General features: G+C 56.7%; 27 protein-coding genes. 16 read left to right on the plus strand and 11 right to left on the minus strand.

Features of this window, described 5'->3' with window-relative positions:
* Window positions 1-18 precede the first annotated feature (18 nt).
* The 6 genes from lnt to miaB form a co-directional block, all read right to left on the minus strand.
* Entirely contained in the window at window positions 19-1515 is a 1497-nt protein-coding gene (gene lnt / locus GOW92_RS13490; protein ID WP_170561114.1) for an apolipoprotein N-acyltransferase, read from the minus strand.
* Window positions 1512-2399, minus strand: coding sequence for a hemolysin family protein (locus GOW92_RS13495; RefSeq protein ID WP_170561115.1), 888 nt, complete (start codon window positions 2397-2399; stop codon window positions 1512-1514). Before GOW92_RS13495 ends, lnt begins: the two co-directional genes overlap by 4 nt.
* A gap of 36 nt (window positions 2400-2435) precedes the next feature.
* Window positions 2436-2930 carry an rRNA maturation RNase YbeY gene (gene ybeY / locus GOW92_RS13500; RefSeq protein WP_170561116.1) on the minus strand — a complete coding sequence of 165 codons (495 nt, stop codon included), beginning with the start codon at window positions 2928-2930 and terminating at the stop codon, window positions 2436-2438.
* A 33-nt stretch (window positions 2931-2963) separates the two neighbouring features.
* Window positions 2964-3986: a PhoH family protein gene (locus GOW92_RS13505; RefSeq protein ID WP_170561117.1), complete on the minus strand. Its 1023-nt coding sequence runs from the start codon at window positions 3984-3986 to the stop codon at window positions 2964-2966.
* A 155-nt stretch (window positions 3987-4141) separates the two neighbouring features.
* Window positions 4142-4921, minus strand: a complete 780-nt coding sequence (locus GOW92_RS13510; protein ID WP_170561118.1) for an outer membrane protein — start codon at window positions 4919-4921, stop codon at window positions 4142-4144.
* A 167-nt stretch (window positions 4922-5088) separates the two neighbouring features.
* Window positions 5089-6408: a tRNA (N6-isopentenyl adenosine(37)-C2)-methylthiotransferase MiaB gene (miaB, locus tag GOW92_RS13515; protein WP_170561119.1), complete on the minus strand. Its 1320-nt coding sequence runs from the start codon at window positions 6406-6408 to the stop codon at window positions 5089-5091.
* A 120-nt stretch (window positions 6409-6528) separates the two neighbouring features.
* Here miaB and GOW92_RS13520 point away from each other — a divergent pair, with 120 nt between their 5' ends.
* Complete coding sequence (locus GOW92_RS13520) at window positions 6529-7392, plus strand: hypothetical protein (RefSeq protein WP_170561120.1); 864 nt, start codon at window positions 6529-6531, stop codon at window positions 7390-7392.
* 29 nt (window positions 7393-7421) lie between these two features.
* On the opposite strand, the gene GOW92_RS13525 is transcribed toward GOW92_RS13520, so the two are convergent.
* Entirely contained in the window at window positions 7422-8219 is a 798-nt protein-coding gene (locus GOW92_RS13525; protein WP_170561121.1) for a phytanoyl-CoA dioxygenase family protein, read from the minus strand.
* A gap of 86 nt (window positions 8220-8305) precedes the next feature.
* On the opposite strand from GOW92_RS13525, the gene GOW92_RS13530 reads away from it, so the two are divergent.
* Window positions 8306-9196, plus strand: a complete 891-nt coding sequence (locus GOW92_RS13530) for a LysR family transcriptional regulator (RefSeq protein WP_170561122.1) — start codon at window positions 8306-8308, stop codon at window positions 9194-9196.
* 1 nt (window position 9197) lies between these two features.
* On the opposite strand, the gene irrA is transcribed toward GOW92_RS13530, so the two are convergent.
* Complete coding sequence (gene irrA, locus GOW92_RS13535) at window positions 9198-9614, minus strand: iron response transcriptional regulator IrrA (RefSeq protein ID WP_170561541.1); 417 nt, start codon at window positions 9612-9614, stop codon at window positions 9198-9200.
* A 188-nt stretch (window positions 9615-9802) separates the two neighbouring features.
* Between irrA and fabA the strand changes: the two genes are divergently transcribed.
* From fabA to GOW92_RS13555, 4 genes are read left to right on the plus strand one after another with little or no spacing between them, the layout of a single operon-like run.
* Window positions 9803-10312 (plus strand): bifunctional 3-hydroxydecanoyl-ACP dehydratase/trans-2-decenoyl-ACP isomerase, encoded by a 510-nt coding sequence (fabA, locus tag GOW92_RS13540; protein WP_058279458.1) that lies wholly within the window; start codon window positions 9803-9805, stop codon window positions 10310-10312.
* 31 nt (window positions 10313-10343) lie between these two features.
* A complete protein-coding gene (gene fabB / locus GOW92_RS13545; protein ID WP_170561123.1) occupies window positions 10344-11573 on the plus strand; it encodes a beta-ketoacyl-ACP synthase I in 1230 nt (409 codons plus the stop codon).
* 5 nt (window positions 11574-11578) lie between these two features.
* Window positions 11579-12370: an enoyl-ACP reductase FabI gene (locus GOW92_RS13550; protein ID WP_170561124.1), complete on the plus strand. Its 792-nt coding sequence runs from the start codon at window positions 11579-11581 to the stop codon at window positions 12368-12370.
* Between the two features lie 59 nt (window positions 12371-12429).
* On the plus strand, window positions 12430-12618 hold the full coding sequence (locus tag GOW92_RS13555; protein ID WP_170561125.1) for a hypothetical protein: 189 nt from the start codon (window positions 12430-12432) through the stop codon (window positions 12616-12618).
* 18 nt (window positions 12619-12636) lie between these two features.
* On the opposite strand, the gene GOW92_RS13560 is transcribed toward GOW92_RS13555, so the two are convergent.
* Window positions 12637-13065: an FKBP-type peptidyl-prolyl cis-trans isomerase gene (locus GOW92_RS13560; protein WP_170561126.1), complete on the minus strand. Its 429-nt coding sequence runs from the start codon at window positions 13063-13065 to the stop codon at window positions 12637-12639.
* A 128-nt stretch (window positions 13066-13193) separates the two neighbouring features.
* On the opposite strand from GOW92_RS13560, the gene GOW92_RS13565 reads away from it, so the two are divergent.
* The 9 genes from GOW92_RS13565 (at window position 13194) to GOW92_RS13605 (ending at window position 21367) form a co-directional block, all read left to right on the plus strand.
* The gene (locus tag GOW92_RS13565) at window positions 13194-13880 is read left to right on the plus strand and encodes a haloacid dehalogenase type II (RefSeq protein WP_170561127.1); all 687 of its coding nucleotides are present in this window, start codon (window positions 13194-13196) and stop codon (window positions 13878-13880) included.
* Window positions 13880-14707 carry an alpha/beta fold hydrolase gene (locus GOW92_RS13570; protein WP_170561128.1) on the plus strand — a complete coding sequence of 276 codons (828 nt, stop codon included), beginning with the start codon at window positions 13880-13882 and terminating at the stop codon, window positions 14705-14707. The genes GOW92_RS13565 and GOW92_RS13570 overlap by 1 nt, the downstream gene beginning before the upstream one ends.
* Complete coding sequence (locus tag GOW92_RS13575; protein ID WP_170561129.1) at window positions 14704-15678, plus strand: threonine ammonia-lyase; 975 nt, start codon at window positions 14704-14706, stop codon at window positions 15676-15678. The genes GOW92_RS13570 and GOW92_RS13575 overlap by 4 nt, the downstream gene beginning before the upstream one ends.
* A gap of 59 nt (window positions 15679-15737) precedes the next feature.
* A complete protein-coding gene (gene pcaD / locus GOW92_RS13580) occupies window positions 15738-16526 on the plus strand; it encodes a 3-oxoadipate enol-lactonase (RefSeq protein ID WP_170561130.1) in 789 nt (262 codons plus the stop codon).
* A gap of 12 nt (window positions 16527-16538) precedes the next feature.
* On the plus strand, window positions 16539-17267 hold the full coding sequence (locus GOW92_RS13585) for an alpha/beta fold hydrolase (protein ID WP_170561131.1): 729 nt from the start codon (window positions 16539-16541) through the stop codon (window positions 17265-17267).
* A gap of 67 nt (window positions 17268-17334) precedes the next feature.
* The gene (locus GOW92_RS13590) at window positions 17335-18534 is read left to right on the plus strand and encodes a TCR/Tet family MFS transporter (RefSeq protein ID WP_170561132.1); all 1200 of its coding nucleotides are present in this window, start codon (window positions 17335-17337) and stop codon (window positions 18532-18534) included.
* A gap of 81 nt (window positions 18535-18615) precedes the next feature.
* Entirely contained in the window at window positions 18616-19710 is a 1095-nt protein-coding gene (locus GOW92_RS13595) for a Zn-dependent alcohol dehydrogenase (protein ID WP_170561133.1), read from the plus strand.
* Between the two features lie 24 nt (window positions 19711-19734).
* Window positions 19735-20967, plus strand: a complete 1233-nt coding sequence (locus GOW92_RS13600) for a mandelate racemase/muconate lactonizing enzyme family protein (protein WP_170561134.1) — start codon at window positions 19735-19737, stop codon at window positions 20965-20967.
* Window positions 20968-21076: 109 nt separating this feature from the next.
* A complete protein-coding gene (locus tag GOW92_RS13605; RefSeq protein ID WP_170561135.1) occupies window positions 21077-21367 on the plus strand; it encodes an ArsR/SmtB family transcription factor in 291 nt (96 codons plus the stop codon).
* A 3-nt stretch (window positions 21368-21370) separates the two neighbouring features.
* Here GOW92_RS13605 and GOW92_RS13610 read toward each other — a convergent pair whose 3' ends face one another.
* Window positions 21371-24367, minus strand: coding sequence for a cyclic nucleotide-binding domain-containing protein (locus tag GOW92_RS13610; protein WP_170561543.1), 2997 nt, complete (start codon window positions 24365-24367; stop codon window positions 21371-21373).
* Window positions 24368-24611: 244 nt separating this feature from the next.
* Between GOW92_RS13610 and GOW92_RS13615 the strand changes: the two genes are divergently transcribed.
* On the plus strand, window positions 24612-24971 hold the full coding sequence (locus GOW92_RS13615) for a DUF3307 domain-containing protein (RefSeq protein WP_438826354.1): 360 nt from the start codon (window positions 24612-24614) through the stop codon (window positions 24969-24971).
* Between the two features lie 12 nt (window positions 24972-24983).
* Here the strand turns inward: GOW92_RS13615 and GOW92_RS13620 are convergent, their stop codons facing one another.
* Complete coding sequence (locus GOW92_RS13620; RefSeq protein ID WP_170561137.1) at window positions 24984-25715, minus strand: hypothetical protein; 732 nt, start codon at window positions 25713-25715, stop codon at window positions 24984-24986.
* Between the last annotated feature and the right edge of the window lie 43 nt (window positions 25716-25758).

Here is a 25758-nt window from a genome sequence, read left to right on the forward strand (position 1 = left end):
CACAGCGTCAATCCGAAATTATCCTTGTTGCGTTTTGGCGTTGCGCCAAAGCAGCGCAAAAAGCGCTAACACGGCAATAAAGACGGGGGTGTCTCCCATTCGTGAGTATATCGTTGGAGCTAGCGCCTGTGGTAATGCCGCATCGACAAAACCAGCCTGCCCCAATGGCAGCGCATCGGTCACCCGACCCAGCGGGTCAATCATTGCGGAAACACCGGTATTGGCCGACCGCATCATCGGCAGCCCCTGCTCAATAGCGCGCATTTGGGCCTGAGCCAGATGCTGATACGGCCCGGAACGTGTGCCGAACCACGCGTCATTGGTGATCTGCAGCAGAAAATCAGCGCGACCCGGCGCAGACAATACGTCCTGAGTAAAGACAGCCTCGTAGCATATAAGAGGCAGCGCCTTGCCTAGCTTGCCAGCGTCCATTAGTGCAGCGCCCGGTCCCGCGCTAAAGCCGCTGCCGGTGGTGGCGGCCATACCAAAAATCCCGAACCGGGCCAACGCCTCGCCAAACGGAACATACTCCCCAAAGGGTGCCAGATGATGCTTGTCATAGAGCCCTTGCTGACGACCGTCCTCATCCAGATAAATCATCGAGTTATAGATGCGTGGACCATCGGCGCGCTGAATTCCCAGAAACACAGGCGTTCCCTGCGCGGCATCGGCAATTGCGGTCAGATAAGGCTGCGCGCTGCCCAGCCAAGCAGGCACCGAGGTTTCCGGCCAAACGATCAAATCCGGTCGCGGGGCCGCCGCCGTAAACTCGACCTGACGCGCAAAGAACAGCGGAGCATAGTCCGGATCCCATTTCTGGTGTTGAGGCGCGTTTGGCTGAATGATGCGTACGACATGGTCCGTATCCGTGACAGCCGGGCGTGACGCAGCGTAAATCAATGCCAGACACGAGACTCCGACCGTCAAACTTAACGGAATGATATAGCCTTGCCGCTGCGACAGCGCAGCCCCAAGTGGCAAAGTCGCCAGCAATGTCACGGCACCCAGACCAAATGGTCCAAACAAAGACAAAAGCTGCGCCACCGATGTATCCACCCACACCTGCGCCAGCCCTGCCCAGGGGAAACCCGTTAGGACATACCCACGGGCAAACTCCATAAGTGATATTGTGATCGCCAAAAACACGGCCTGTGATACAGGTTGACCGTCAGGGCGCCGCGCCATCCAAAAAGCAAGCGCCCAAAACAGCGCGAGGCCACCCGCCATGAACGTCAGCGCAAAGGGCGCCATCCATGCGTGACGCTGGGCATCAACCAAAAACGGCTCGACAATCCAACTGAGTGCATGGGCGAAATACCCGGTCGCAAAAGCCCAGCCCAACCACGCGGCCCTCGCCCCCGTCTCAGTCGTTAGAAACAAAGGCGACAGCAGGATCAACGCGATCACTGTTGCCAGCCAAATGCCAAACGGAGCAAGCCCGAACGCGGCAAGCGCACCCAACAGAGCCACGAATACCAATCGCAACCAAAACGGCCAGCCCTGCGCAGGATTCATTCAACGCGATCCGGCAACATGACACGCAAACGCTTGATCCGACGAGGATCAGCGTCCATCACCTCAAACTCTGGACCTTCGGGATGCAGCACGACTTCGCCCCGTGCAGGAACGCGACCCGAAAGCATGAAAACCAACCCGCCCAACGTGTCGATTTCTTCTTCGTCCACATCCTCGTGGCTGGTCAGAGAGCGTCCGATCTCGGCTTCGAAATCTTCCAGCGGGACGCGCGCCTGCACGACATAGCAACCGGGCTTTTCCTGAATCCAAAGCTGACCTTCGTCGGCATCGTGCTCATCGGCAATCTCACCGACCACTTGTTCGATCAGATCCTCGATTGAAACAAGACCGTCAACGCCGCCATATTCGTCGATCACCAAAGCCATGTGGCGGCGTTCGGTCTGCATCTTGGTCAACAAAACGCCAATCGGCATCGACGGCGGCACGAACAATAGCGTCCGCAGCATCGAGACCAGATCAAATTCGGACCCGGTGCCATTAAAACCATGAGTCAGTGCAAAATCTTTGAGGTGCACAAACCCCAAAGGCGTGTCGAGAGTTCCTTCGTAGACTGGGATACGGGACAGGCCGCTGTCGCGGAAAACCTGGGCCAGTTCATCTTTGCTGATCGTTGATGGCACGGATACGATTTCCGCCGTGGGTATAGCCACATCCTCGACCCGCATGCGCCGCAAATTGATCATACCACGGGGCTGAACCATGTCGACCTCACGCCCATTGGCCGCGTTGACCTCTTCGTCGCTCTGCGGCGAGAACGCGTCCACTATTCGAGAAAAGAAACCAGCTTTTTCGCTGGAATTTTCACCGCTGTCCTTCGGTTGCGCGCTCTGCGCCGCCATAGAACTGCCGTCTGTTTCGCCCATAATCCTGTTCCAAATGATCGGCCAATGCGGCCCCTATTACACACTATATGGGTCATCTATACCCATTTTGCCAAGTATCTCGACTTCGACCCCTTCCATCAAAGTGGCGTCGCGGTCACGAATGTGATCATAACCCAGCAAGTGCAACACTCCGTGAATGATCAGATGCGTGACGTGATCATCCATGGTTTTTCCCGCTTCTGATGCCTCGCGGGCGCAGGTATCGAAAGAAATCGCAATATCGCCCAGCGCGATCTCACCCGTGAAATCTGGCGTCGGAGGTGTCGGCCTCAACCCCGCTTCGCCAACAGCCAGGTCTTCGGCTGGCCAGCTCAGCACATTGGTCGGGGTGGGCTTTTGCCTAAACTCAGAGTTTAGGACAGCAATTCGCGCATCATCACAGGCCAGCAAGCTTACTTCGCACAAGTCTGCGTCCAAATCGCAATAGTCCAACACCGCCTGAATAGCACGCATCGCCAGCGACTCCAGGTCCTGCCAGCGCGCATCCTCAATTGTCAGTTCAAGGTTCATGTCACCACGCCAAAAGCCTGCGGCCGTGGACGGTTATCCCGTCTCACGGCCCGAGTCGGCCTCATACGCTTCGATTATGGCGGCGACAAGCGGATGGCGCACAACATCCTTGGACGTGAAATAGTTGAAGCTGATATTCGGGATCGTGCTCAGCAAACGCTCGGCATCAGCCAGACCCGATTGAACACCACGCGGCAGGTCGACCTGTGACCGGTCGCCGGTGATCACCATTCGGCTTCCTTCACCCAGACGCGTCAGGAACATCTTCATCTGCATCGTCGTTGCGTTTTGCGCCTCATCCAGAACAACAAACGCGTTCGCCAGCGTCCGCCCTCGCATGAAAGCCAGCGGCGCGATTTCGATTCGCTTTTCTTCGATTAGTTTGGCCAGTTGCTTGCCGGGCAGAAAATCGTTCAAGGCGTCGTACAACGGCTGCATATACGGATCGACCTTGTCTTTCATGTCGCCAGGCAGGTAGCCCAGTTTTTCACCTGCTTCGACCGCAGGCCGGCTGAGAATTATCCGATCTACATGGCCACCGATAAACATTGACACGCCAGCGGCGACAGCAAGATAGGTCTTGCCTGTACCAGCGGGGCCAATCCCAAATGCCAACTCGTTCTGAAAAAGGGACTGAACGTATGCTTTTTGCGCGTCCGTGCGCGGTTCGACCAGTTTCTTGCGCGTCTTTATTTCGACCGTACCGCCCTTGAACATCTCAAGCTGGTCACCGTCGCGACTGCCAGTACCTGTTTCCGAGCCGCCCATTCGCAGCTCGCGGTCCACATCGGCGGCTTCAACGTCGCGCCCGCCTTCTAAACGGGTATACAAGGCCTGCAGAACTTCGATGGCCTGCTTCTGGCCGTCTTCGTCGCCCATCACAGCCAGCTGATTCCCGCGGCGCACAATCTGGACAGACAGCTTTTGCTCGATATCTGTCAGATTGCGGTCATATTCCCCGCACAGGTCAATTAACAATCGGTTGTCTGGAAACTCAACAAACGCTTCGCGCTGAGGCATTTCATCTTGCGGTGGGGTTAGGGCACCAATGGCCAATCCGCTCTCCTGTCTTGGCGTTTCACCCCGAGCGTAGACAGGAACACTTGGTGGGCGCAAGCCACAGGTTCATTTTTTCCCACTCGGATGACAAAACCGCCGATGTGCCCGATCCACGTGCGGTGCCAACAGGCGCCACTGTTTCAGCCGGCCTGTCAGAATCGATAGTTCAAACCCAGCTTCAGACCGCGGTATTTCGGCGTAGATCTGGTCGAGGTTCCATTGCCGAAATCCACGTTTTTCGCGCTGAACTGAACGTATTCGAACTCACCCGTGATCGACCAGTGTTCGGTCAGGTTATGTTCGGCCCCAATGCTGGCGGTAAACCCGCCACGTCGGTCGCCGCTTTGGAAAAACTGAGAACCGCCCTGAACTGCCTGTCTGCTTGTTGTGTTAATGTCGCCATTCACATACCCGGCCGACACAAAGTACAAGACCGTGCCACTTTTGTTGGTCAGACCATTGCGGAGGCGAATCGAAAACACGTCCGATATTTCGGACCCACCCGTGACTGTCTGGCCGTTGATCTGATTGGTGGCGTCATCGCTAAGCGAACCGAACTCGTAGCCCAGCTCAAACCCGTAAACATAGTTGCGCCCGCCGTGCGCCGGTAAAACACCGCGCCACCCTGCCCGTACGCCCCCCAACGAACCACTCAGGTCCAGATCGCCCACTTCCGAGGTTCCGCCGGAGCTGGTCAGTCCAAATCGATCGTCGCCCCCAAACGCGTAGGCGCCGGTAGCACCCAAGTAAAACGCGCTGACGTCACTGCCGAACCGTTTTGGGTTCACGACTGGAGGATCGGATAGACCTTGATCCAAATTGCCTGCAACAGTCGCACTGGGAAACACCGACAGAACGGTCGCGGTTGTAACGGCGGATTTCAACAACCGCCCGGAAAAACGTTTCAAAGTCTCCACTCGTACCCTTTCCATTCACCGACCTGCTCATCCCGTCGGCAAGAGATGAGATTTCTCAATGGCCCAAAACACCAGCCCCAAAAAACCTGATTTTTCTGGGAGCATAATTTTGAGTAATAAATCAAGGGTAAATTTGGAATTAACAAACCCGTATGGTTTCCAAATTTCAAATAACGGATGCGTTAGTGCAACGCACCCGCCAAAGAATTGGAACCCGATGACGTAATGCGAACATCCCGCAATTCGCCCACTGCGACATCGGCGTCAGACACATGAACCGAATGAAGATACTCAGATTTTCCGACCATCTGTCCGGGCAGACGACCCGACTTTTCGAACAGAACTTTGACGTTTCGACCAACCATCGCGTCCTGGATCTCGCGCTGGTGAGTTGTAATTAGCGCTTGCAAGCGCTGCAGGCGATCGTCCGCCGCTTCAGGATCAACCTGAGACCTCTCTGCGGCAGGTGTTCCAGGACGCGTCGAGTATTTGAACGAATAGGCGTATCCGTATTTGACCTCTTCCACCAAATCCATAGTGGCCTGGAAATCCTCTTCCGTCTCTTCGGGGAACCCGACGATGAAGTCGCCAGACATCACGATATCCGGACGCGCGGTCCGGATACGTTCGATCAGGCGAAGATAACTTTCCGCTGTGTGGCTGCGGTTCATCCGCTTGAGGATACGATCCGAACCCGACTGAACTGGCAGGTGCAGATAGGGCATCAGCTTTTCACAGGTTCCATGTGCCTCGATCAGGTCATCAGCCATGTCGTTGGGGTGCGAGGTGGTGAACCTGATCCGCTCAAGCCCATCGACCTTGTTCAGCTCCCAGATCAGGCCGGCCAGCGTCATGTCTCCGTTCGGACCGGCACCGTGATAGGCGTTGACGTTTTGCCCCAGCAGGGTAATTTCGCGTACCCCGCGCTCGACGAGATCGTTTGCTTCACGCAGGATGCGATCAGCCGGACGACTGACTTCGGCCCCACGAGTGTACGGCACCACGCAGAAAGCGCAGAACTTGTCGCAGCCTTCCTGCACCGTCAAAAATGCGGTTGGTCCGCGCTTGGCCTTGGGACGACCTTTGAGTTTCTCGAATTTGTCCTCTTCGGGAAAATCAGTGTCCAGAGCCTTTTCGCCGGCTCGCGTTTTCGCTTCCATCTCGGGCAGGCGGTGATAGCTTTGCGGGCCAACGACAAGGTCGACCATCGGTTGGCGACGCATGATCTCTTCACCCTCGGCCTGCGCAACACATCCCGCGACGCCTATCTTCAGGTCCGGTTTTTCAGTCTTCAATCCCTTGAACCGACCAAGCTCGGAATAGATTTTCTCCGCGGCTTTTTCCCGAATGTGGCAGGTGTTCAGCAGGATCATATCCGCATCATCGGGAGTTTTCGTTTCCACGTAACCCTGGCCGCCCAGCGTCTCCGCCATACGCTCGCTGTCGTAAACGTTCATCTGGCAACCATAGGTCTTGATGTACAGCTTTTTGGGTTCTGACATGAAAACGGCCTTTGCATTCGCGGGATCGGCGTCGTCTATACCCAACGAACGCCGCTTGCAATGGCGACGCGATTATCTGATTTTGGCCCGAAACTCCAGCAAGGCGACAGTGGACAGGCAATGCAATACGAATCTCTCGACTCTTTCCTGCAAACGGGCAAGGCCGCTTTGGCAAAGGGACCTGTCGCATTGGTTTTTGTCGAAGATGATGTCGAAGTAGACGGCTCGATCCGCCACCATCTGAACCTGGGCTTCAAATCCCTGATTGTATTCATGCCACAGGAGTTTGCGCTGGACCCCGAACTTGAGGGGCAAATTCATCGCGTCTCCCTCAACTGCGTTCCGCGCACAGTCGTGTTCGAGACGATCAATCGAATCATTCAGGCGGCGCCGGGATTGTGGATGTACTACTGCTACAACGCCGAATACCTCTTTTTCCCATTTTGCGAGACGCGCACGATCGGAGAAATGCTGGCCTTTCATACGGAAGAACGTCGCGACGCGATGCTGAGCCATGTTGTCGATCTTTATGCCGAAGATCTGAACGAGTTCCCGAATGGCGTCGCACCTCAAAACGCGATGATGGACCGTACGGGGTATTTCGCCCAAGCGCGGTTGGATTCGAAGAAGCACCCGAAGGAACGCCAGCTGGACATGTCCGGCGGGCTGCGATGGCGATTTGAAGAACACGTTCCCGCGCGAAGCCGCCGAATAGACCGGATCGCCCTGTTCAAATCCAAAAATGGATTGGAGTTGCGACCGGATCACACGTTCAACGACGAGGAATACAACACATATTCCTGCCCATGGCACCACAACTTGACAGCCGCGGTGTGCTCGTTCCGGGCTGCAAAGGCTTTAAAAACCAACGCTGGATCGACATTCGATATTCCAACGTTCCGCTGGCGCAATTCTATCCCGTTCGAATGGTCGTCAAACCAGTTGCTTGAGATCGGGCTGATGGAAACGGGCCAGTGGTTCTGACCCGCCTCTTTGACCTTTTCGGTGTCTGATCACCGTTTCAACAACATTGGAAACCAGTCTTCACGCAGGCGCTGGCCGGGCACCATGTCATGCCCGGGAAACGGCGGAGATGTTCGTCCCGGCCGTTCTACATAACGCGCATCGTCACCAACCAACCTCAGTGAAAACGCGCGACGGCGGCTGTCGGATTGATTTCCCCGCGCGCCATGAAGCGTTCGGTAGTTGAAAGCAACCGCGTCGCCGGGCTCCATCTCGAATTCGACAACCTTCATTCCATCGGCGTCCGGGTCCGGGACGGGGATGTACTGGCCTTCGTCCGGAAAGAAACCGTCTTCCGACACCCAACGGGTCGGCAAGACCTCTTTCTCCCACCGGTGTGAGCCTGCCACACAGCGCAGCGTGGCTTGTGTGACCGGATCAAGCGGCGACCAAAAGCTGATCGTCTGACGGCCTTCGACAAAGTAGTACGGACCATCCTGATGCCACGGCGTGGCCATCGAGGTTCCAGGCTCTTTGACCAAAACGTGGTCATGGAACATCTGCACAGTATCCGATTGCATCAGGTCCGCGGCAACCTCTGCCGCTGGAGATTCATGAACAACCGACTGAAATTGCTCAATTCGAGACCAGTTGCAATAATCGTCGAAAAAACGGCCCGTCTCGCCTTCTTTCTTGTTCTCAGAGGCATAAGGGCCCGGCTCCGCCATGTTCGCTGCAACCCCTTCGCGCAGAGTTTCAACGTGATCAGCAAACAATCCTTTTATCAGGACCACGCCGTCCCGTTGAAAAGTGTCGATCATCTCTTGCGTAACCAGAGGGTGCGTCATGTCTGTCTCCGTGCCGGTGGTTTATGGATCTGCGCATGGATTACCCCTCTGTTCAAATAATATCTTTCTAAGTTAGACTTAAACTCATGTTATATATCTCAATTCGCCAATACGAATACGTCTGCGCCATCGGCCGCTTCGGTAGCTTGTCTGCAGCAGCGCAGCACCTGAACGTGTCACAACCGGCGTTGTCCACTGCCCTGACACGCGTCGAATCGCTTCTTGGCCATCCACTTTTTTCGCGCAAGCGCGGGGCCGCATTGGCGCTGACCCCGCAAGGACGCAGCTTTATTGAAGACGCAGAATCCCTGCTGGCCAATGCAGCCCGGCTTGAGAATGCGGATCAGGTCGGTTCAAAAAGGACTCAAATACGGTTGGGATGTTTCGTGGATTTGGCCCCGTTTTTGCTTGCCAAGGCACTGCAACCTTTGCGTTCGGCCATGCCGGACTTGACTGTGTCGTACAAGGTGGACGGTTTCGAAGGCCTGATTTCTGACCTGATCGATGGACGAATTGATCTGGCGTTGACATACGGCCTGAGCATGGATGCCGGGTTTCAACAGCAGACCCTGTTCCCCATCCGGCCGAATGCAATCATGGCCCCCGATCATCCTCTGGCATACAAGCAATCCGTTTCGCTGAGCGATCTTGGGGCATATCCGCTGATCCTGTCGAACGAAGGCCTTTCGGCGCAGCACGTGCTTGGCCTGTTCAGGCAGAATCGGTTGCAGCCTGTGGTCGCACACCGGGCGGCAACATTGGAAATTCAGCGCAGCCTTGCCGCTAACCACGAAGGTGTCGCGATAAGCTACGCCAACCCGCCTTCGGATTTCAGTTACGACGGAATGCCCCTGATCACCCGCAATATTTTGGACGACATCGCTGCTGAACCTGTAGTTCTGGCGCGCCATGGGACCGGACCCGCTGACCCGAACACGGCACAGGCGGAACAGATTTTGATGGAAACTTTAGTTTAAGTCACTTTTTTCGCAGACGGATCACCACGTCGACGGACGCGATCTCGACACCCTCGGGCGCTTCGGGCAGGCGCTGAATCACCAATTGGTCCGATGGTGCATCGCTCAGGCGGCTTTCGTCTTCCCAGAAAAAGTGCGGATGATCATGTGTATTGGTGTCGAAATAGCTTTTCGAACCGTCAACCGTGATTTCTTGCAGAACTCCAGCCTCACAAAACGCACGCAGCGTGTTGTAGACAGTTGCCAGAGATACGGCGTCCCCTTTTTTTTTGGCCGCCTCGAACAAACTTTCGGCCGTGACATGCCGATGGCGACCATCGCCGACCAGAAGTTCGGCCAAAGCGACACGCTGGCGCGTTGGGCGCAGCCCGGCGCCGACCAACCAATCCGTAGCTCTGTTCTGGCTCTGAGGTGTCATCAATCCGAAACCCAATTGTTGCTGAACCATATATAAGTGCTGTGTTCGGGCAATTTCAATTGAAATTCATTCGCAAAGAATGTCGTCTGCACAACAGGATGTGCCGTGGTGCTCTTGCAGGACCTTGCATACGGGTGCTAGACGAGGCCAGATATAACGAACGGACCCCTGGCAGGAGAGGCGGCAGAATGGCCCAATTCCCGAGCAGCTTTGACAAGGACGATCTGCTGAAATGCGCCCGTGGCGAATTATTCGGCCCCGGCAATGCGCAGTTGCCAGCTCCGCCGATGCTGATGATGGACCGGATCACAGACATCTCGGCTGACGGTGGCGCACATGGCAAGGGCCATATACTGGCCGAATTCGATATCACCCCTGACCTGTGGTTCTTTGATTGCCATTTCCCCGGCAACCCGATCATGCCCGGCTGCCTCGGGCTGGACGGCCTGTGGCAGTTGACCGGGTTCAACCTGGGTTGGCGTGGCTGGCAGGGACGCGGCATGGCCGTGGGTGTCGGCGAGGTCAAGCTGACCGGCATGGTCCGCCCCGACCGCAAAATGCTGACCTACAAGATTGACTTCAAAAAAGCGATCCAGACGCGCCGTCTGACTATGGGTGTGGCGGATGGTATCGTCGAAGCGGATGGTGAAATGATTTACGATGTCAAAGACATGAAAGTCGTTCTGTCCGAAGCCTGAGCCTGACCGGCCCGAAATAAGGAGCACGCAAATGCGTCGAGTAGTTGTCACCGGTCTGGGGGTCGTGTCCTCCATCGGGAACAATGCCCAGGAAGTATTGGCCTCTCTCAAGGCTGGCAAGTCCGGCATCGAAGCCAACGAGCAGATGGTCGAACACGGCTTTCGCAGCCGGATCGCCGGAACGCTCAAGATCGATCCGGCCGAGCATGTGGACAAGCGGACACTGCGCTTTATGGGTCCCGGCGCCGCCTATGCTCATATCGCCATGAACCAGGCGATTGCCGATGCCGGTCTGACCGAGGATCAGGTCGTGAACCCCCGTACCGGTTTGGTGGCCGGTTCCGGCGGCCCGTCGACCAGCGCAATGCTGACCGCGCATCAAACTGTTCTGAAAACGGGCGCAACTAAGCGCATCGGCCCCTTCGCAGTGCCGAAATGCATGTGTTCGACGATCTCGGCCAACCTGGCGACCGCGTACAAGATCAAAGGTATCAACTATTCGATCACCTCGGCCTGTTCCACTTCGCTGCATTGCATCGGCAACGCAGCGGAACAGATCATGCTGGGCAAACAGGACGTGATGTTCGCAGGGGGCGGAGAAGAACTGGACTGGACACTGTCTTGTCTGTTTGACGCGATGGGTGCCATGTCCTCCAAGTACAACGACACCCCGGAAAAAGCTTCCCGTGCATTCGATCAGGACCGCGATGGGTTCGTCATCTCGGGCGGCGGCGGGATCGTCGTTCTTGAGGATCTGGAGCACGCTCTGGCCCGTGGCGCAAAGATTTATGCCGAAGTGACCGGTTATGCGGCCACGTCGGATGGCCACGACATGGTGGCCCCGTCCGGTGAAGGTGGCGAACGCGCGATGCGTCTGGCCCTGTCGACGCTGCCAGAAGACCGCAAGGTTGGTTACATCAATGCCCATGGTACATCGACCCCGGTCGGAGACGTGGGTGAGGTTGAAGCCGTGCGCCGCATCTTTGGTGAAGGCAACGTGCCCCCGATTTCATCCACCAAGTCGATGACCGGACACGCACAGGGTGCGGCAGGTGCGCTTGAGGCAATCTTCTGCCTGCTCATGCTGGACAATGATTTTATTACGCCGTCGATCAATGTCGACACGCTTGCCGAAGGCATTCTGCCCGGTGAAATTGCAACTCAAGTAGTTGAAAACGCAGGATTGGATAGTGTGATGACCAACAGCTTCGGCTTTGGCGGCACCAACGGTTCCATGATTCTGTCGAAGTATAACGGGTGAACGTAATGTCGGATCTTCTAAAAGGTAAACGCGGCCTGATCATGGGCGTGGCCAATGACCGCTCGATAGCGTGGGGCATTGCCAAGGCCATGCATGAAGCCGGTGCCGAACTGGCATTCACTTATCAGGGCGAAGCATTCGGCAAACGCCTTGAACCGCTGGCTGAAAGCCTGGGTAGCGATTTCATGGTGGACGCGGACGTCACGGATGACGCCTCGCTGGACCGTGCGTTTCAAGAGCTTGGAGCGCGCTGGCCCACCATCGACTTCGTAGTCCACGCCATTGCCTACTCGGACAAATCCGAGCTGACGGGCCGTTTCCTGAACACCACCCGGGCGAATTTCAAGCATTCGCTGGATGTCTCGGCCTATTCCTTCATTGAGGTCGCGCGCCGCGCTTACCCTCTGATGCAAGAGAATGGCGGCACGCTGCTGACGCTGACATATCAGGGGTCGAACAAGGTGGTGCCGAACTACAACGTGATGGGTGTGGCCAAGGCTGCGCTGGAATCTGCGACCCGTTATCTGGCCAACGATCTGGGTCCTGAAGGTATTCGCGTCAACGCGATCTCGCCCGGCCCGATGAAGACGCTGGCCGGCGCAGCCATCGGCGGTGCCCGCAAGACCTACAAGTTCTGTGATCAGAACGCTCCCATGCGCTCGAATGCGACGCTCGAGGCCGTTGGCGGCACTGCAGTTTACCTCACATCGGACGCAGGTGCTTGCACGTCGGGCGAGATCATCCGCGTCGATGGTGGCTTCCACGTTCTGGGTATGCCGCAGCCCGATCACATGTGACCCGAACTTTCCCTGTCGGCGCCAAGATTTGACCATCTTTCCTCGGCAGGGATATCGGCATGAGCAAAGCCGAACATATCCTGACCAGCAACACCCGCAACATCCGATCACGCCGCAAGGGCGGATTCCTTGGCACGCGCGGTATCGTCGTACTATTGGCCCTGATCGCCCTTTTGTTGTTTGTGTTCGTCACGCAGCCACAGATGCGAGAAACTATTGAAGCCTGGATCAGCCTTGTAACGGGCTGATCCAGCGTATTTCTCCGGTCAGTTGATCGAAACGACCTCAATATCGAAAATCAGATCCTGACCGGCCAATGGGTGGTTGGCATCCAGCGTGACGGTTGCCTCGTCGGCGTCGACTACTGTTACTGGCACTGCCTGCCCATCCGGTGTTTGCATCTGCAACTGGGTACCGGGATCCAGCGGAATGTCGTCAGGGATTCCTTCGCGTGGAATTTGCTGGCGCGCTGCGGGGTTGATCGGACCATAGGCATCGACACATGCAATCTCGACCCGTTTTTTGTCGCCAACGTTCAAACCCGGCATCGCCGAATCCAAACCGGGGATAATCTGCCCCGAGCCGACAACGAATTCCAGCGGGTCGCGTCCTTCGGAACTGTCGAAGACGTTTCCGTCTAACAGCGTTCCTTTATAGTGGATGCGAACCGTGTCGCCTTGTTTGATTTCGGTCATATTGGCCTCCGGCCTATGTAGGGTTTAAGCGGCCAAGCCTAGGAGGTCACACGACATTGTAAACCCCAGCCTCTTTAATGCTCACTGTTGTTATGCAAACCTGCCCCGAACGACCAGGAGGGGACCGGATGCCAATCACAACCTGCGTTTTTGATGCCTATGGAACATTGTTCGACGTGGCCGCCGCCGCGCGACAGGCGGCCGATGAACCGGGCTTTGAGAAACTGCGACAGAAATGGCCCGAACTGGCCAATCATTGGCGCCTGAAACAGCTGCAGTACACCTGGCTGCGCGCGGTTACAGACGCCCATTCGGATTTTTGGGATGTCACCCAAGATGGTCTCGACTGGGCGCTCGAGGCGACTGAGTTACACGGCGACGCGACCCTGCGGCAACGGTTGCTGGATCTCTACTGGGAATTGCAGGCTTATCCGGAAGTTCCGGAAATGCTGCGCGCATTGAAATCGGGTGGATTGCAAACAGCGATTTTGTCGAACGGCTCACCACCGATGCTGGACGGCGCGGTCCAGTCTGCGGGTATCGGAGATGTTTTGGACGATGTGTTGTCGGTGGAAAGCGTCGGCGTGTTCAAACCGGACTCGCGTGTCTATGACCTTGTACAAGAACGTTTCCACTGCGCCCGTGACGAGGTGCTGTTCGTCAGTTCAAACGGCTGGGACGCGGCCGGTGCCAGCGGGTATGGCTTTGTAACCGCCTGGGTGAATCGCGCCGGGGAGCCGATGGACCGCTTGCCATGGAAACCTGCGCATGTACTGTCCGACCTGACGACGATTCCGCAACTGGCTGGACTTTAATGGCATTTTTCATTTCGTCTGATGACAGGCGTCTTTTTTTCGAGGACACCGGCTCTGGTGCGCCTGTGCTTTGCCTTGCCGGGTTAACCCGCAACAGCAAGGATTTTTCGTTCCTCAAGCCGCATCTGGGAGACATGCGGGTAATTGCGATGGATTACCGCGGTCGCGGACGATCGGACCATGACCCGGACTTCATGAACTACAACGTCCTTCGCGAATCTCAAGACGCGATCGAGCTGCTGGACCATCTTAGTTTGGACCGTGTGAATGTCATCGGCACCTCGCGTGGAGGGCTGATTGCCATGGCGCTAGCCGCCAGCCATCCCGAACGGTTGTTGAGCGTTGTTCTGAATGACGTCGGTCCGGTGCTGGAACCATCGGGCATCGCCAAGATCATGGAATATGTCGGCAAGCAGCCCGTTTCCAAAACATATGATTTGGCGGCACGGGCGCTTCAGCACGTCATGGGCCCCCAATTTCCCGGCGTGTCACTAACGCGTTGGCGGCAGCAGGCCGAAGTCCAATTCGACGAAACGCCTGATGGCCTGACCCTCAGCTATGATCCTGCGCTTCGTACAGCGCTTCTGGAACAGGCTGCTGCAGGGCCCGCCCCAGACCTGTGGCCCCTTTTTGAAGCATTGCAGGGCCTTCCAACCGGCGTCATTCGCGGCGCAAATTCGGACATTTTGGGCAAAGACACGCTGACTGAAATGCACAACCGCCACCCTGCTCTTATATCGGCAGAAATACCCGACCGTGGTCATCCCCCGTTTCTGGATGAACCACAGTCGGTAGAACTCATTCGCAAGGTACTGGTCACCGCATGAGCACACTTGAAATGATCGAGGCCGCCGCCGAGCGCCTCAGAGGGCATGTTCGCGAGACACCGATTCTAACCTCGCCGTTTCTGGACGAAATCGCGGGTCGCCGCGTGCTGGTGAAACCCGAGTGCCTGCAACATACCGGCAGCTTCAAGTTTCGCGGCGCCTGGTCGGCCATTTCGGCGCTCAGCGACGCGCGACGACAACGCGGCGTGATTGCCTATTCTTCGGGCAATCACGCGCAGGGCGTGGCCTTTGCTGCAGCTCAACATGGGATTTCGTCGGTCATCGTCATGCCCTCTGACGCGCCGTTGCTAAAAATCAATAACACCCGGGCGCTGGGGGGCGAGGTCGTTCTGTATGACCGCGCGAACGAAAGCCGCGAAGAAATCGGCGAGGCACTGGCGTCCCAACGCAGCCTGACCCTGATCCGGCCTTACGACGAACCTCAGGTCATCGCAGGACAAGGCACAGTCGGGTTGGAGCTGGCCCGGCAGACGGCCGATTTGGGTATCGAAAAGGCAGATGTTCTGGTGTGCTGCGGCGGCGGTGGGTTGACCTCAGGCATTGCGCTGGCGCTGGAAGGCCACGCGCCGGGGCTGCGCGCCCGCCCGTGCGAGCCTCAGGGGTTCGACGATGTCAAACGGTCTTTGGCAACGGGGCACATTCAAAGCAACAACGCCGCATCGGGCAATATCTGCGATGCAATCCTGACGCCGCAACCGGGCCAGATTACCTTTCCGATCCTGAACCGGCTGTGCGGTCCGGGCCTGTCGGTGTCCGAGGAAGACGCGCTCCGCGCCATGGCGCAGGCGTTTTTGCGCCTCAAGATCGTGCTTGAACCGGGCGGGGCAGTATCGCTGGCATCAGCCCTTTTCCGCGCCGAGGAAATCGAGGGCGACACTGTGATCGTAGTAGCATCGGGCGGCAACGCCGACCCCGAAGTCTTTGGGCAAGCACTGGAATACCTGACCTGACAAGCCGTTTGGGCTGAGGCAACCTTACTAATGTGCGTATGACGCCAGGGGATTGAGTTGTGCAAATAGCAGACATTGGAGACGTGCAAATCCACTATCGGATCGATGGTGATCCAGACGGCGCGCCTATTGTGTTTGCCAATTCATTGGGAACCGACCTGCGGTTGTGGGACGATTTGCTGCCGCACCTGCCTGCCGGGCTGCGTATCATCCGATTTGACAAGCGCGGACACGGCCTGTCCTCTCAACCCCCGGCACCTTATTCGATGGGTGCTCTCGTGCGCGATACGGAAGGTCTGCTTGATTTTCTGAAGGTGCGCGATTGCGTGTTTGTCGGCCTGTCCATCGGCGGGCTAATCGGACAAGGGCTGGCCGTCAAACGGCTGGATCAGGTGCGCGCGTTGGTGCTGTCCAATACAGCGGCCAAAATCGGCATCCCTTCGATCTGGCAGGACCGCATGGACGCTGTACGAAAAGGTGGGATCGAGGCCCTGGCCGATGCGACCATGGAACGCTGGTTCTCAAAGGCGTTCCGCGCGCTGCCCGAACATCTACTGTGGCGAAACATGATGGTGCGACAGCCGGTGGATGGCTATCTGGGCTGCTGCGCGGCAATCTCAGGTACGGACTTCTACACCCCCACCAGCGGCCTGCGTCTACCGACACTCGGCATCGCCGGCAGCGAGGACGGATCGACCCCACCGGATTTGGTGCGGGAAACCGTTGACCTGATCCCCGGTTCCCGATTCGAACTGATGCGGCGCGTTGGGCACTTGCCTTGTGTGGAACAACCGGCAGAATACGCGGCACTACTCCACAGCTTTCTGACTGAAATCGGACATGTGTGAAGGAGAATTGGTTTGGCCGATCTTCTGTTAGTCCACGGATCCTGTCACGGTGCCTGGTGTTGGCGGGACCTTATCCCGGCTTTGGAAGCGCTGGGACACGAGGTGCGTGCCATTGATCTGCCCAGCCACGGTTCGGATCCGACACTCATTGCGGATGTTACACTGGACAGCTGCCGCGACGCGGTCTTGCAGGCAACCTCACCCAATACGATAATTGTCGGCCATTCCTGGGGAGGGTACCCCATCAGTTCCGCAGCAGAGGCCGCGCCGGAGGCTATGCGGGCTCTTGTCTACCTGGCCGCCTACGTCCCACAGGATGGTCTTTCTATGGTGGAAATGCGCAAACGCTCACCCCGCCAGACTATCCATGATGCGCTAGAAAAATCGACTGACGGTCTCTCGTACACGTTTAGACCGAACAAGGTGCAAGATTTGTTCTACCATGATTGCCCACCCGAAACCGTGCCCTTCGCGTTTGCGCGTCTGTGCCCGCAAGCCATTGCACCCCAGGACACCGCTTTGCTGCTGACGGGCAAATTCGACCGGGTGCCCAAGGCTTACATCCGTACAACGGAAGACCGGACGATCCCTACCGAATACCAGGAACAGATGAGCCACACCGCCCCAGAGGCCATGCGCCATACGATTGACACGTCGCACTCCCCATTTTTTGCGCAACCGAAAAGGCTGGCTGAATTGTTAGACAAAATCGCAACGGACTTGCCCGGACCACAAGTCTGAGCGCGACTCTTTTAACCAGCATCATCTGCGGTTAAGGTCCGCTCGAATTTCCAACCTCGCGGTTCAAATGCGCCTGCCCTTTTTCTTCGTTCTTCTTACGGTCATGATCGATGCCATGGGCATCGGCCTTGTCCTGCCCATCATGCCGGAACTGATTGTCGAAGTTCAGGGCGGCACGCTGGCGACAGCTGCGATTTGGGGTGGCATTTTAAGCACGGCGTTTGCCGCAATGCAGTTCGTGTTCGGCCCGGTTTTGGGCAACCTTTCAGACGCTTATGGGCGAAGGACGGTCTTGCTGGTCTCGCTGTTCGTCATGTCGCTGGACTATGTTGTCATGGCCCTTGCTGGCAGTATCTGGCTGTTGTTGGCCGGCCGCATCGTAGGAGGCATTACAGCCGCCACACACGCAACAGCAGCAGCCTTCATGGCGGATGTGTCCAAACCTCATGAAAAAGCGGCGAATTTCGGTTTGCTGGGTGCGGCGTTTGGAGTGGGTTTTGTGTTCGGTCCGGTGCTTGGTGGGCTGCTGAGCGAATATGGCACGCGAGCGCCGTTTTGGGCGGCGGCTGGTTTGTCTGCTCTGGCCTTTGTTATCGGTGTATTCGTCATGCCCGAGACAGTCACCGACAAGACCCGCCGGGCCTTCAGCCTTCGGCGTGCCAACCCTGTGAATTCGTTGCGCGCGATAGCAGCTTTGCCCGGCATTCGGCCGATGCTTTGGGTCTATTTCCTGTACTCCGTCTCGATCTATGTCTACCCGGCAATTTGGGCGTATTTCACAACCGAACGTTTCGGCTGGTCGCCACAAATGATCGGCTTGTCACTGGGCGTCTACGGGATTGGCATGGCTGCCGTTCAGGGCGGCCTGATCCGCCCCGCAACCAAGTATTTGGGGGAACGCGTCACCATCATCTACGGCATGGGCTTCGAGCTGTTCAGCTTTTTGCTTCTGGCCTTTCTGACTAATGGGATCATAGCCCTGATGCTGATTCCCGTTACCGCAATTGGCGCAGTTGTGACCCCTGCTCTGCAGGCCCTGATGTCGCGTGCGACGCCCGATACGCAACAAGGCGAATTGCAGGGTGTGCTGACATCATTGCACGCATTGTCGATGGTTATTGCGCCGTTGCTCATGACCAGCGTTTTCGCCCAGTTCATAAAACCCGACGCGGCTATCTACCTGCCGGGCGCGCCGTTTCTCCTGGCACTGGTATTGATGGTGATCGGTCTGGTCGTGTTTTCTCGTTCACGCAAGGTCATGGCTTAACTACGACATCCCTTTGACGGATTCCGTCTTGCAGCGCCCCCATAAGCGCGCCACCGTGGCGCAAAGGGAACGAGGTACAGCATGCAAACCATAAAAGCCGCCGTTTGTCGGGCGTTCGGCGAACCTCTGGTCATCGAAGACGTCCAAATCGCACCGCCCAAATCCGACGAGGTCGAGGTGACGCTGGATGCGGTGGCAATCTGCCATTCGGACATATCATATGCCAGCGGCGCATGGGGTGGGCACCTGCCTGCTGTCTATGGGCACGAGGCTGCAGGAATCATTACTGCGGTTGGCGACTCGGCTGGTGGATTCGAGGTTGAGGACCCGGTTGTCGTCACCCTGATCCGGGCATGCGGCTCGTGCGCCTCATGCGCCGGGGGTAAACCAACTGTCTGCGAAACGCCTTATGACACGGTCAAAGGACCTTTGCGCACAGCAGACGGTGGACCCCTTGAACAAGCAATGGCCTGTGGTGCTTTTGCCGAAAAGGTTGTGGTCAGCCACCGACAGATCGTCAAAATTCCGCCGTCAATGCCCAAAGACGTCGCCAGCTTGCTGTCCTGCGGAGTGATCACGGGTGTCGGTGCCGCCGTCAATGCCGCCGGGCTGCGTCCCGGGCAGGACGTGGTCGTGATCGGCGCGGGTGGCGTTGGGCTGAATGCGATCCAGGGTGCGCGGATCGCAGGCGCGCGACGCATCGTGGCCGTAGACATGACCGAAGAGAAGCTGGCTATTGCCAAGGAATTTGGTGCAACCCATGGCGTATTGGCCGATCAGCAAGCCCCCTGGAAGGCCGCTTACAAAGCACTCGGCGGCCGTGGCGCAGACGCTGTGTTGATTACTGTCGGCGCGATTCCTGCCTATGATCAGGCCCCTCGTTACTTGGGTCCCGGTGGCAAGGCGATTATGATCGGAATGCCACACTCAGGGGATATGGCAAGTTACGAACCGGTTGTTCTGGCCGCATTGGGTCAGGGGTTGATCGGGTCGAAAATGGGCGATGTTGTCATTCAGCGCGATATTCCATGGATGATCGACCTTTACGATCAAGGGCGCCTGAAACTGGATGAGCTGATTTCGGGCCGATGGTCGCTATCGCAGATCAACGAAGCGATCGAGGACACCAAAACCGGATCTGCCAAGCGAAACGTGATCGTTTTCGACAGGGCTTAATCCAGCAGGGCAGGAGAACACCCGATGAAGCTGCAAGACCTCGATATCATCGTCACAGCCCCTCCTGCGCCTGGATGGGGTGGGCGGTACTGGATAATCGTCAAAGTCACGACCGATACCGGGATCACTGGCTGGGGCGAATGCTATGCATCCTCAGTTGGTCCCGAGGCAATGCGCCATGTCATTCAGGACGTGTTCGAACGGCACATGCAAGGCGAGAACCCTGAAAACATCGAACTCATGTTCCGCCGCGCCTATTCCAGCGGCTTTACGCAGCGCCCTGATCTGACGGTTATGGGCGCGTTTTCCGGCTTAGAAATCGCGTGCTGGGACATCTTGGGCAAAGATCGCGATCGCCCGGTCTATGCATTGCTGGGTGGGTTGGTGAACGAGAGGATTCGGGCCTACACCTATCTCTACCCCCTGCCCCAACATAACCTGAACGACTTCTGGACCTCGCCGGAACAGGCCGGGGAATGCGCCGCCGAAATGGTTCAGCGCGGGTTCACAGCCGTCAAGTTTGACCCCGCCGGGCCTTATACTGTTCGGGGCGGGCACATGCCTGCGATGTCTGATATCTCGATGTCTGTGGCGTTCTGCAAAGCGATCCGAGAGGCCGTGGGCGACAAGGCCGACTTGCTGTTTGGCACCCACGGGCAATTCAACACCGCGGGCGCAATTCGTCTGGGTCAGGCGCTTGAGCCCTATTCACCGCTTTGGTACGAGGAGCCGACACCCCCGGACATGATCGAAGACATGGCTCGTGTCGCGCGAAACGTTCGGATCCCGGTCGCAACCGGTGAGCGGATGACGACCAAGGCAGAGTTTTCTGCCGTTTTGCGGGCTGGGGCGGCGGAGATCCTGCAACCCGCGCTGGGCCGTGCCGGCGGCATTTGGGAGATGAAGAAGGTGGCAGCCATCGCCGAGGTATTCAACGCCCAAATGGCCCCGCACCTGTACGCCGGTCCGATTGAATGGGCCGCCAATATCCAATTGGCCGCATCCATCCCAAACCTGCTGCTGCTTGAGACCATTGAAACTCCGTTCCACGATCAACTCATCAATAGTTCATTGCGGGTTGACGCCGGATTTGTTCCTGCTCCGACCGCACCGGGACTGGGCATCGAGGTGAACGAAGACCTTGCCCGGGCCCACCCCTACAATGATGACGGCCTGCATCTGCAAATGCAGGAAGAGCCTTGTGACTACGTGAACGGAAACGCCTTTCAAGGTGGTGCCCCTGCAACCGAGGGGTGACAATCCCATAGATCTTGGGGCACATTGACCCAACCAATGGGTGTTGGATTGGCCACGCGTGACACTTAAAGACGACCAAAACCGACAAGCCGAAGCCGCGCTATCTGGAATGAAAGAAAGTGCGGTGCGGGCCTCTGCGTTTCTGAAAACGCTCGCCCATGAGGGCCGATTGATGATCCTGTGCCATTTGGCGGAGGGTGAGAAATCCGTGGGTGAATTGGAGGCCTTGTTGCATATCCGTCAGGCAGCAGTCAGTCAGATGCTGGCCCGCCTGCGCGCGGAGAACTTTGTTGCAACGCGCAGGGACGGCAAATCCATATATTATTCGTTGAATAATGACGGTGCGGCACAGGTGATCGCGGTGCTCTACGATATGTTCTGCAGCCCCGACGATGATTAGCCACTAGTTCGAAACATAGCCCGCGATCACCTGCATCAGCTTGAACGCGGTTGCGGCATCATTTTCGACTACGGCCAGGAATTCTTCTTCACCGATCCGCAGGCAAGACAGTTCCGTTTCGGCGATCATGCTCAGTGCCCGAGGCTCTTTGCGGATCAGTCCCAATTCTCCGACCAGCGCACCAGGGCCAACTTTGGCAATCAACTGATCTTCTCCGTCGGGTTGCGGAAGGTAGAGCCCGGCTTCCCCTTCCAGCACAACATACGCGCCATCGGTTGGTTGATCGTCTTTAAGAAACACGATCTCTTGTGGTTTGGCATCGAACCAGCGCGCACCAAAAGCCAGCAGGCGCAACTGTCGACGGTCCAACCCCGAAAACAGCGGCGTCTGTTCGAGAGCGCGCAGTTTGCGCGTCAGGTCAGCTGAGGCGGCACTGTCTTCTTCCACGTCCGCAGGTCCTTCGTCGGAAACCACCCGACCTTGCCTGATTTCCACATACATGTCGAATACGCCTGGGTTTTCGAACTGGTCGTTCAGGTAGATCACTGTGGTATCCGGCAGCAACGCGCGAAGGTTTTTGTAAACGGCCACCTTCGAGGCCATATCATAGCTGGCCAACGCGTCCTCAAGGATCAGGATATCAGGCTTTTTGATCGTCGCGCGTGTAAAGGAAAGAGGTTCAGCAAAGACCGCAGGCAGGTTTTGGCCGCCAAGCGCAACCGGAACGTCATAGATCAGCTCGACCACCAGCGGGCGCGCACCGTTTTCGTTCAGAACATCCACGATCACTTTGCGCGCCTCATCCGAACGGGCACCGCCGATCTGACTGACCTTTCCAAACAAAGCGTTTTCCAGAACTGTCAAACCGGGCGCGAACTTCGTTTTGTCCAATGGCACAAACACGTCCAGCAACCGATCCAGCAGTGTTTCGGAATGGCTGTGCCGCAGCTCAAGAATTCGGTCCTTTAGATCATCTGTAAACGCCGGGCCAATCTGTTCTGCCGAAATCACAAACGGAACCGCCAGCAAGTTTGCCAGTTGTTCGTCGTCCAATCCCGATACGCCTTCATTCCGGGTTTTCTCGACCAGTTCGACCGCGGCCTCATATGTCTGCGCCTCAAGTCCTAGTTTGCGGAACAAGGGATGATCGGTACCGTCCAACCCGAAAATCTGGCGCAACATCTCAATCACATCGCGTGTCAGGCTGACCAGAGTTTCGTCCAGACCAAATTCACGTAGCTGACCCAGAAACACCGTCTGCTGAGCCAAAAGCTCTTGCGTGACGGGCACCTTGGGCGTCGCGAACAACAGGTTCTCGGCAACAGGCAAAGCGGAGTTATAGCTGTCGCGATCAAAGATCAGCGCCTGCTGGTCCAGACCCGAGCTTTTCACTGCTTCCTGAACTAAGGGCCGCAACTCGACCAGTTTTTCAGCCAACTCTGGGTGTTCGGCCGCATCAAACACCTGCTCAGCCCCGCGCAGGAACAGCGCCGCGCCCGACCCCATCCCGTCAATCAGCTTCAACCACCAGTCGCGCACCTCTTCAGCACTGTCCAATCCCGCAGTGGTCGGGTCCAGCCAGTTTGCCTTGAAGGGGTCCGGGCTATTACCAGCCCGCAGGGTTTCATCATATCCGGGGTCGTTAGTTTCAGTTGTCTGCGGCTTGAACCGCATTGGCATCATGACATTGTCGCCCAACGTGCCCTGGAACATGACGGGCCGCGATGAAGCGTACCCAATGCGTGCAGCCACAACGCTTTGATGCAACTCTGACAAATTGACGTCGCCGATCCGCACCTGGCCCGAGCTGGGCAGGATTTCCCGTGTTAGCAATTCAGCTACGGCGCGTCGATCTTCTTCACTGGGGGCGGCAATACCGATGGTCTTCCCACTGGGAAAGGTCAGGTTTAAATCATCCAGAACCTGATTGCCGTCCATATCGCGGACCGAGGCATGATCCAGCGCAATGTCACCGTTCAGCCTTGGGCTGGCCTCAGGTTCGCCCTCGAACAGTTTCTCATTGTGTATTCCGGCGGGCGCAAACCGTTCCGTTACCACTTCCCAACGCAGCGACATATCCTGTGTCTGATTGTAGTAGGTCAACAGTTCCTTCCATGGCGAGCTGAGGTCTTTATACGCGGCCAAAGCTGCGACCAGAGCACCCAAAGAAACCGAACCCTGCAGAACAAGAAGACCGCCAACAAGGTAGAACAGGAACGGCGTCAGCTGCGAGATGAAGTTGTTGATGAACTTCATAAAGAACTTTTTCTGGTAAATTTCGAACCGGATACCGAACAGACGGCCCAGCTGATCTGAAACCATCGCTCGGCGGTATCGCCATCCACCATTGGTACGCAACGTGGACGCGCCTGCTGCGTTCTCGCCGATCTGGGCGGCCAGCACCCGGACCTCTTGAATGCGTTTTTTGTTCAGAAGGTTGATCTGACGTTGCAGTTTCGGGATCAGCCAGGCTTGCAGAGGGATCAGTGCAACTGCGGCCAGTCCAAACCAGAAACTTTGCAGAAACAAGAAGGACAAGATCGTGATCATCTGACCAGCCTGCAGTACCGGCTGGCTGATCGCATCCCCCATTAGCCCGCCCATCGGCTCGCTTTCGGCGGTGACCATCGAAACCAGTTCCCCCTGGCTGACCCGCTCAAAGTAGGGTTGAGGGAAACGCAACGCGCGGCTGATCAACACATACCGGAACCGGCGCAACATACGCTCGCTTAGCACGCCCTTCATCGTGTTGATGCGCATTTTCATCAGGCCATGCGCCAGCACTGCAATCAGGAACGCGATACACAGAACAATCAGAAATGTGGTCTGCGGAAGGCTATAGCCCCAAACGTCTACAATCGGACTGGCAGCACCAATTGCATCGTTGATGATGCGTTTGGGCAGTTCAAGCGTCAGATAGAGTAATGGAAACAACGTGGACGTCACGGCCAGCAGAATCAACTGGTCGCGTTTCGAGTACTTCCAAATAAACTGGAAAATTGAACGTTCTATGGAACCTGCCCCTACTACGGATCACTGAAACGATCTTGACGAAAGTGCCGCAAATCCAACACTCTGAATTTACCTTAGTCCAGCCAAAAGAGGCAAATAGTTTCCAATTTGATCAGTTAACTGCCGAGTGTGAACAAGTTCATTTGCGCAACCACAAATTAGTGCCTAGAGTCTGCTTTGGGACGATATCGGGAGGAGTCATTTGACTGCCAGTTTAGGCGCAGTGCTGTTGATGCTCTGCTTATTGCAGATCAAACATATGTTTGCGGACTTTTTTCTACAGACTCCGAAAATGTTGGCAGGGCGCGGTGAGTATTTTCACGTGGGCCGCGCGCAGCATGCGGGTGTGCATGTCATCGGGTCAGTGATTGTCTTTGCGCTGTTTGGCGCGCCGTGGTCGTTCATTTTGATCATTGCCGCACTGGAGTGGATTGTTCATTTCAATATTGATTTTGCCAAGGCCAGCTATTCGGACAAAAAGCAACTGATGCCGACTCAGGCCGCATTTTGGCGAGCTGCTGGTCTGGACCAGTGCCTGCACAACCTGACCTATATCGCCATGGTATGGGCCTGGGTTGAATTCGCTACCTGATCAGTTCGTGACTCAGGCGACGTTTTCCAGAGATTGCGAACTATACGCGTCTAGCCACATACGATCCAAATAGTCGATTTTGGCGGCGTCGAAACGGTTTTCTTCCTTCCAGTAGCGACCAGATGGAACAAAATAGCTCAGCCTTTCCTCGAGCTGTAATGCCGTTTGCATACCCTTTGTAGAGGGCAGCCCGGCAGACCTTAAGCTATCAGCCGTCACAGACGGAAAAACCAGCCGGCTTTCGCCCTGCGACAGCCGCACCACGCGGCAGTTCTGCGTAGCGCCGAACAACGCCAACCGGGCAGACTTCGCCTCAAGCGAGCGCAAGGTGATGTCGTCCCGCAAAGGATCGGCTGAACCTTTGCCATAGAAATGAGTTTGGCCGGACCTTGGATAGATCATGTCACAGCCGAAAAAGGCCAGCACGGCGGGCTGAAGCGCGGACAAAGCCCAATACCCTGCCGTAAAAGCCATGGTGCCGCCAGCGTACACAAATCCACCGAATTGGTTTTGCAAAGGAACGTATTCGGCGGCTTCGACAATTCTCTGACCAGAACGGGTTTCGGATGGCTGGTTATGGGCAGGAAAATCTTCGGGGTGGATAAGAACATCCCAATCTTGCCGAATACGCCAAGCATTGTTGATGGCAACTACATGGGTGAAGGGTTCTCGCGCCCAGTCACGCGCGGCCAAAGCGGACGGCGCACTTCCAAGTATCAAAACTCGATTTTTCGGCTCGGTCATCCTAGGTCCTGCCTATTTACAGTCCCCAGGATGTTAGAGCGAT

It is taken from the genome of Ruegeria atlantica (assembly GCF_013032505.1).
Classification (GTDB): Bacteria; Pseudomonadota; Alphaproteobacteria; order Rhodobacterales; family Rhodobacteraceae; genus Ruegeria; species Ruegeria atlantica_F.

Coding starts and splice junctions, on each gene's coding strand:
- lnt (WP_170561114.1), bottom strand. CDS start 1,515: ATGAATCCTGCGCAGGGCTGGCCGTTTTGGTTGCGATTGGTATTCGTG.
- GOW92_RS13495 (WP_170561115.1), bottom strand. CDS start 2,399: ATGGGCGAAACAGACGGCAGTTCTATGGCGGCGCAGAGCGCGCAACCG.
- ybeY (WP_170561116.1), bottom strand. CDS start 2,930: ATGAACCTTGAACTGACAATTGAGGATGCGCGCTGGCAGGACCTGGAG.
- GOW92_RS13510 (WP_170561118.1), bottom strand. CDS start 4,921: ATGGAAAGGGTACGAGTGGAGACTTTGAAACGTTTTTCCGGGCGGTTG.
- miaB (WP_170561119.1), bottom strand. CDS start 6,408: ATGTCAGAACCCAAAAAGCTGTACATCAAGACCTATGGTTGCCAGATG.
- GOW92_RS13520 (WP_170561120.1), top strand. CDS start 6,529: ATGCAATACGAATCTCTCGACTCTTTCCTGCAAACGGGCAAGGCCGCT.
- GOW92_RS13525 (WP_170561121.1), bottom strand. CDS start 8,219: ATGACGCACCCTCTGGTTACGCAAGAGATGATCGACACTTTTCAACGG.
- GOW92_RS13530 (WP_170561122.1), top strand. CDS start 8,306: ATGTTATATATCTCAATTCGCCAATACGAATACGTCTGCGCCATCGGC.
- irrA (WP_170561541.1), bottom strand. CDS start 9,614: ATGACACCTCAGAGCCAGAACAGAGCTACGGATTGGTTGGTCGGCGCC.
- fabA (WP_058279458.1), top strand. CDS start 9,803: ATGGCCCAATTCCCGAGCAGCTTTGACAAGGACGATCTGCTGAAATGC.
- fabB (WP_170561123.1), top strand. CDS start 10,344: ATGCGTCGAGTAGTTGTCACCGGTCTGGGGGTCGTGTCCTCCATCGGG.
- GOW92_RS13550 (WP_170561124.1), top strand. CDS start 11,579: ATGTCGGATCTTCTAAAAGGTAAACGCGGCCTGATCATGGGCGTGGCC.
- GOW92_RS13555 (WP_170561125.1), top strand. CDS start 12,430: ATGAGCAAAGCCGAACATATCCTGACCAGCAACACCCGCAACATCCGA.
- GOW92_RS13560 (WP_170561126.1), bottom strand. CDS start 13,065: ATGACCGAAATCAAACAAGGCGACACGGTTCGCATCCACTATAAAGGA.
- GOW92_RS13565 (WP_170561127.1), top strand. CDS start 13,194: ATGCCAATCACAACCTGCGTTTTTGATGCCTATGGAACATTGTTCGAC.
- GOW92_RS13570 (WP_170561128.1), top strand. CDS start 13,880: ATGGCATTTTTCATTTCGTCTGATGACAGGCGTCTTTTTTTCGAGGAC.
- GOW92_RS13575 (WP_170561129.1), top strand. CDS start 14,704: ATGAGCACACTTGAAATGATCGAGGCCGCCGCCGAGCGCCTCAGAGGG.
- GOW92_RS13590 (WP_170561132.1), top strand. CDS start 17,335: ATGCGCCTGCCCTTTTTCTTCGTTCTTCTTACGGTCATGATCGATGCC.
- GOW92_RS13595 (WP_170561133.1), top strand. CDS start 18,616: ATGCAAACCATAAAAGCCGCCGTTTGTCGGGCGTTCGGCGAACCTCTG.
- GOW92_RS13600 (WP_170561134.1), top strand. CDS start 19,735: ATGAAGCTGCAAGACCTCGATATCATCGTCACAGCCCCTCCTGCGCCT.
- GOW92_RS13605 (WP_170561135.1), top strand. CDS start 21,077: ATGAAAGAAAGTGCGGTGCGGGCCTCTGCGTTTCTGAAAACGCTCGCC.
- GOW92_RS13615 (WP_438826354.1), top strand. CDS start 24,612: ATGCTCTGCTTATTGCAGATCAAACATATGTTTGCGGACTTTTTTCTA.
- GOW92_RS13620 (WP_170561137.1), bottom strand. CDS start 25,715: ATGACCGAGCCGAAAAATCGAGTTTTGATACTTGGAAGTGCGCCGTCC.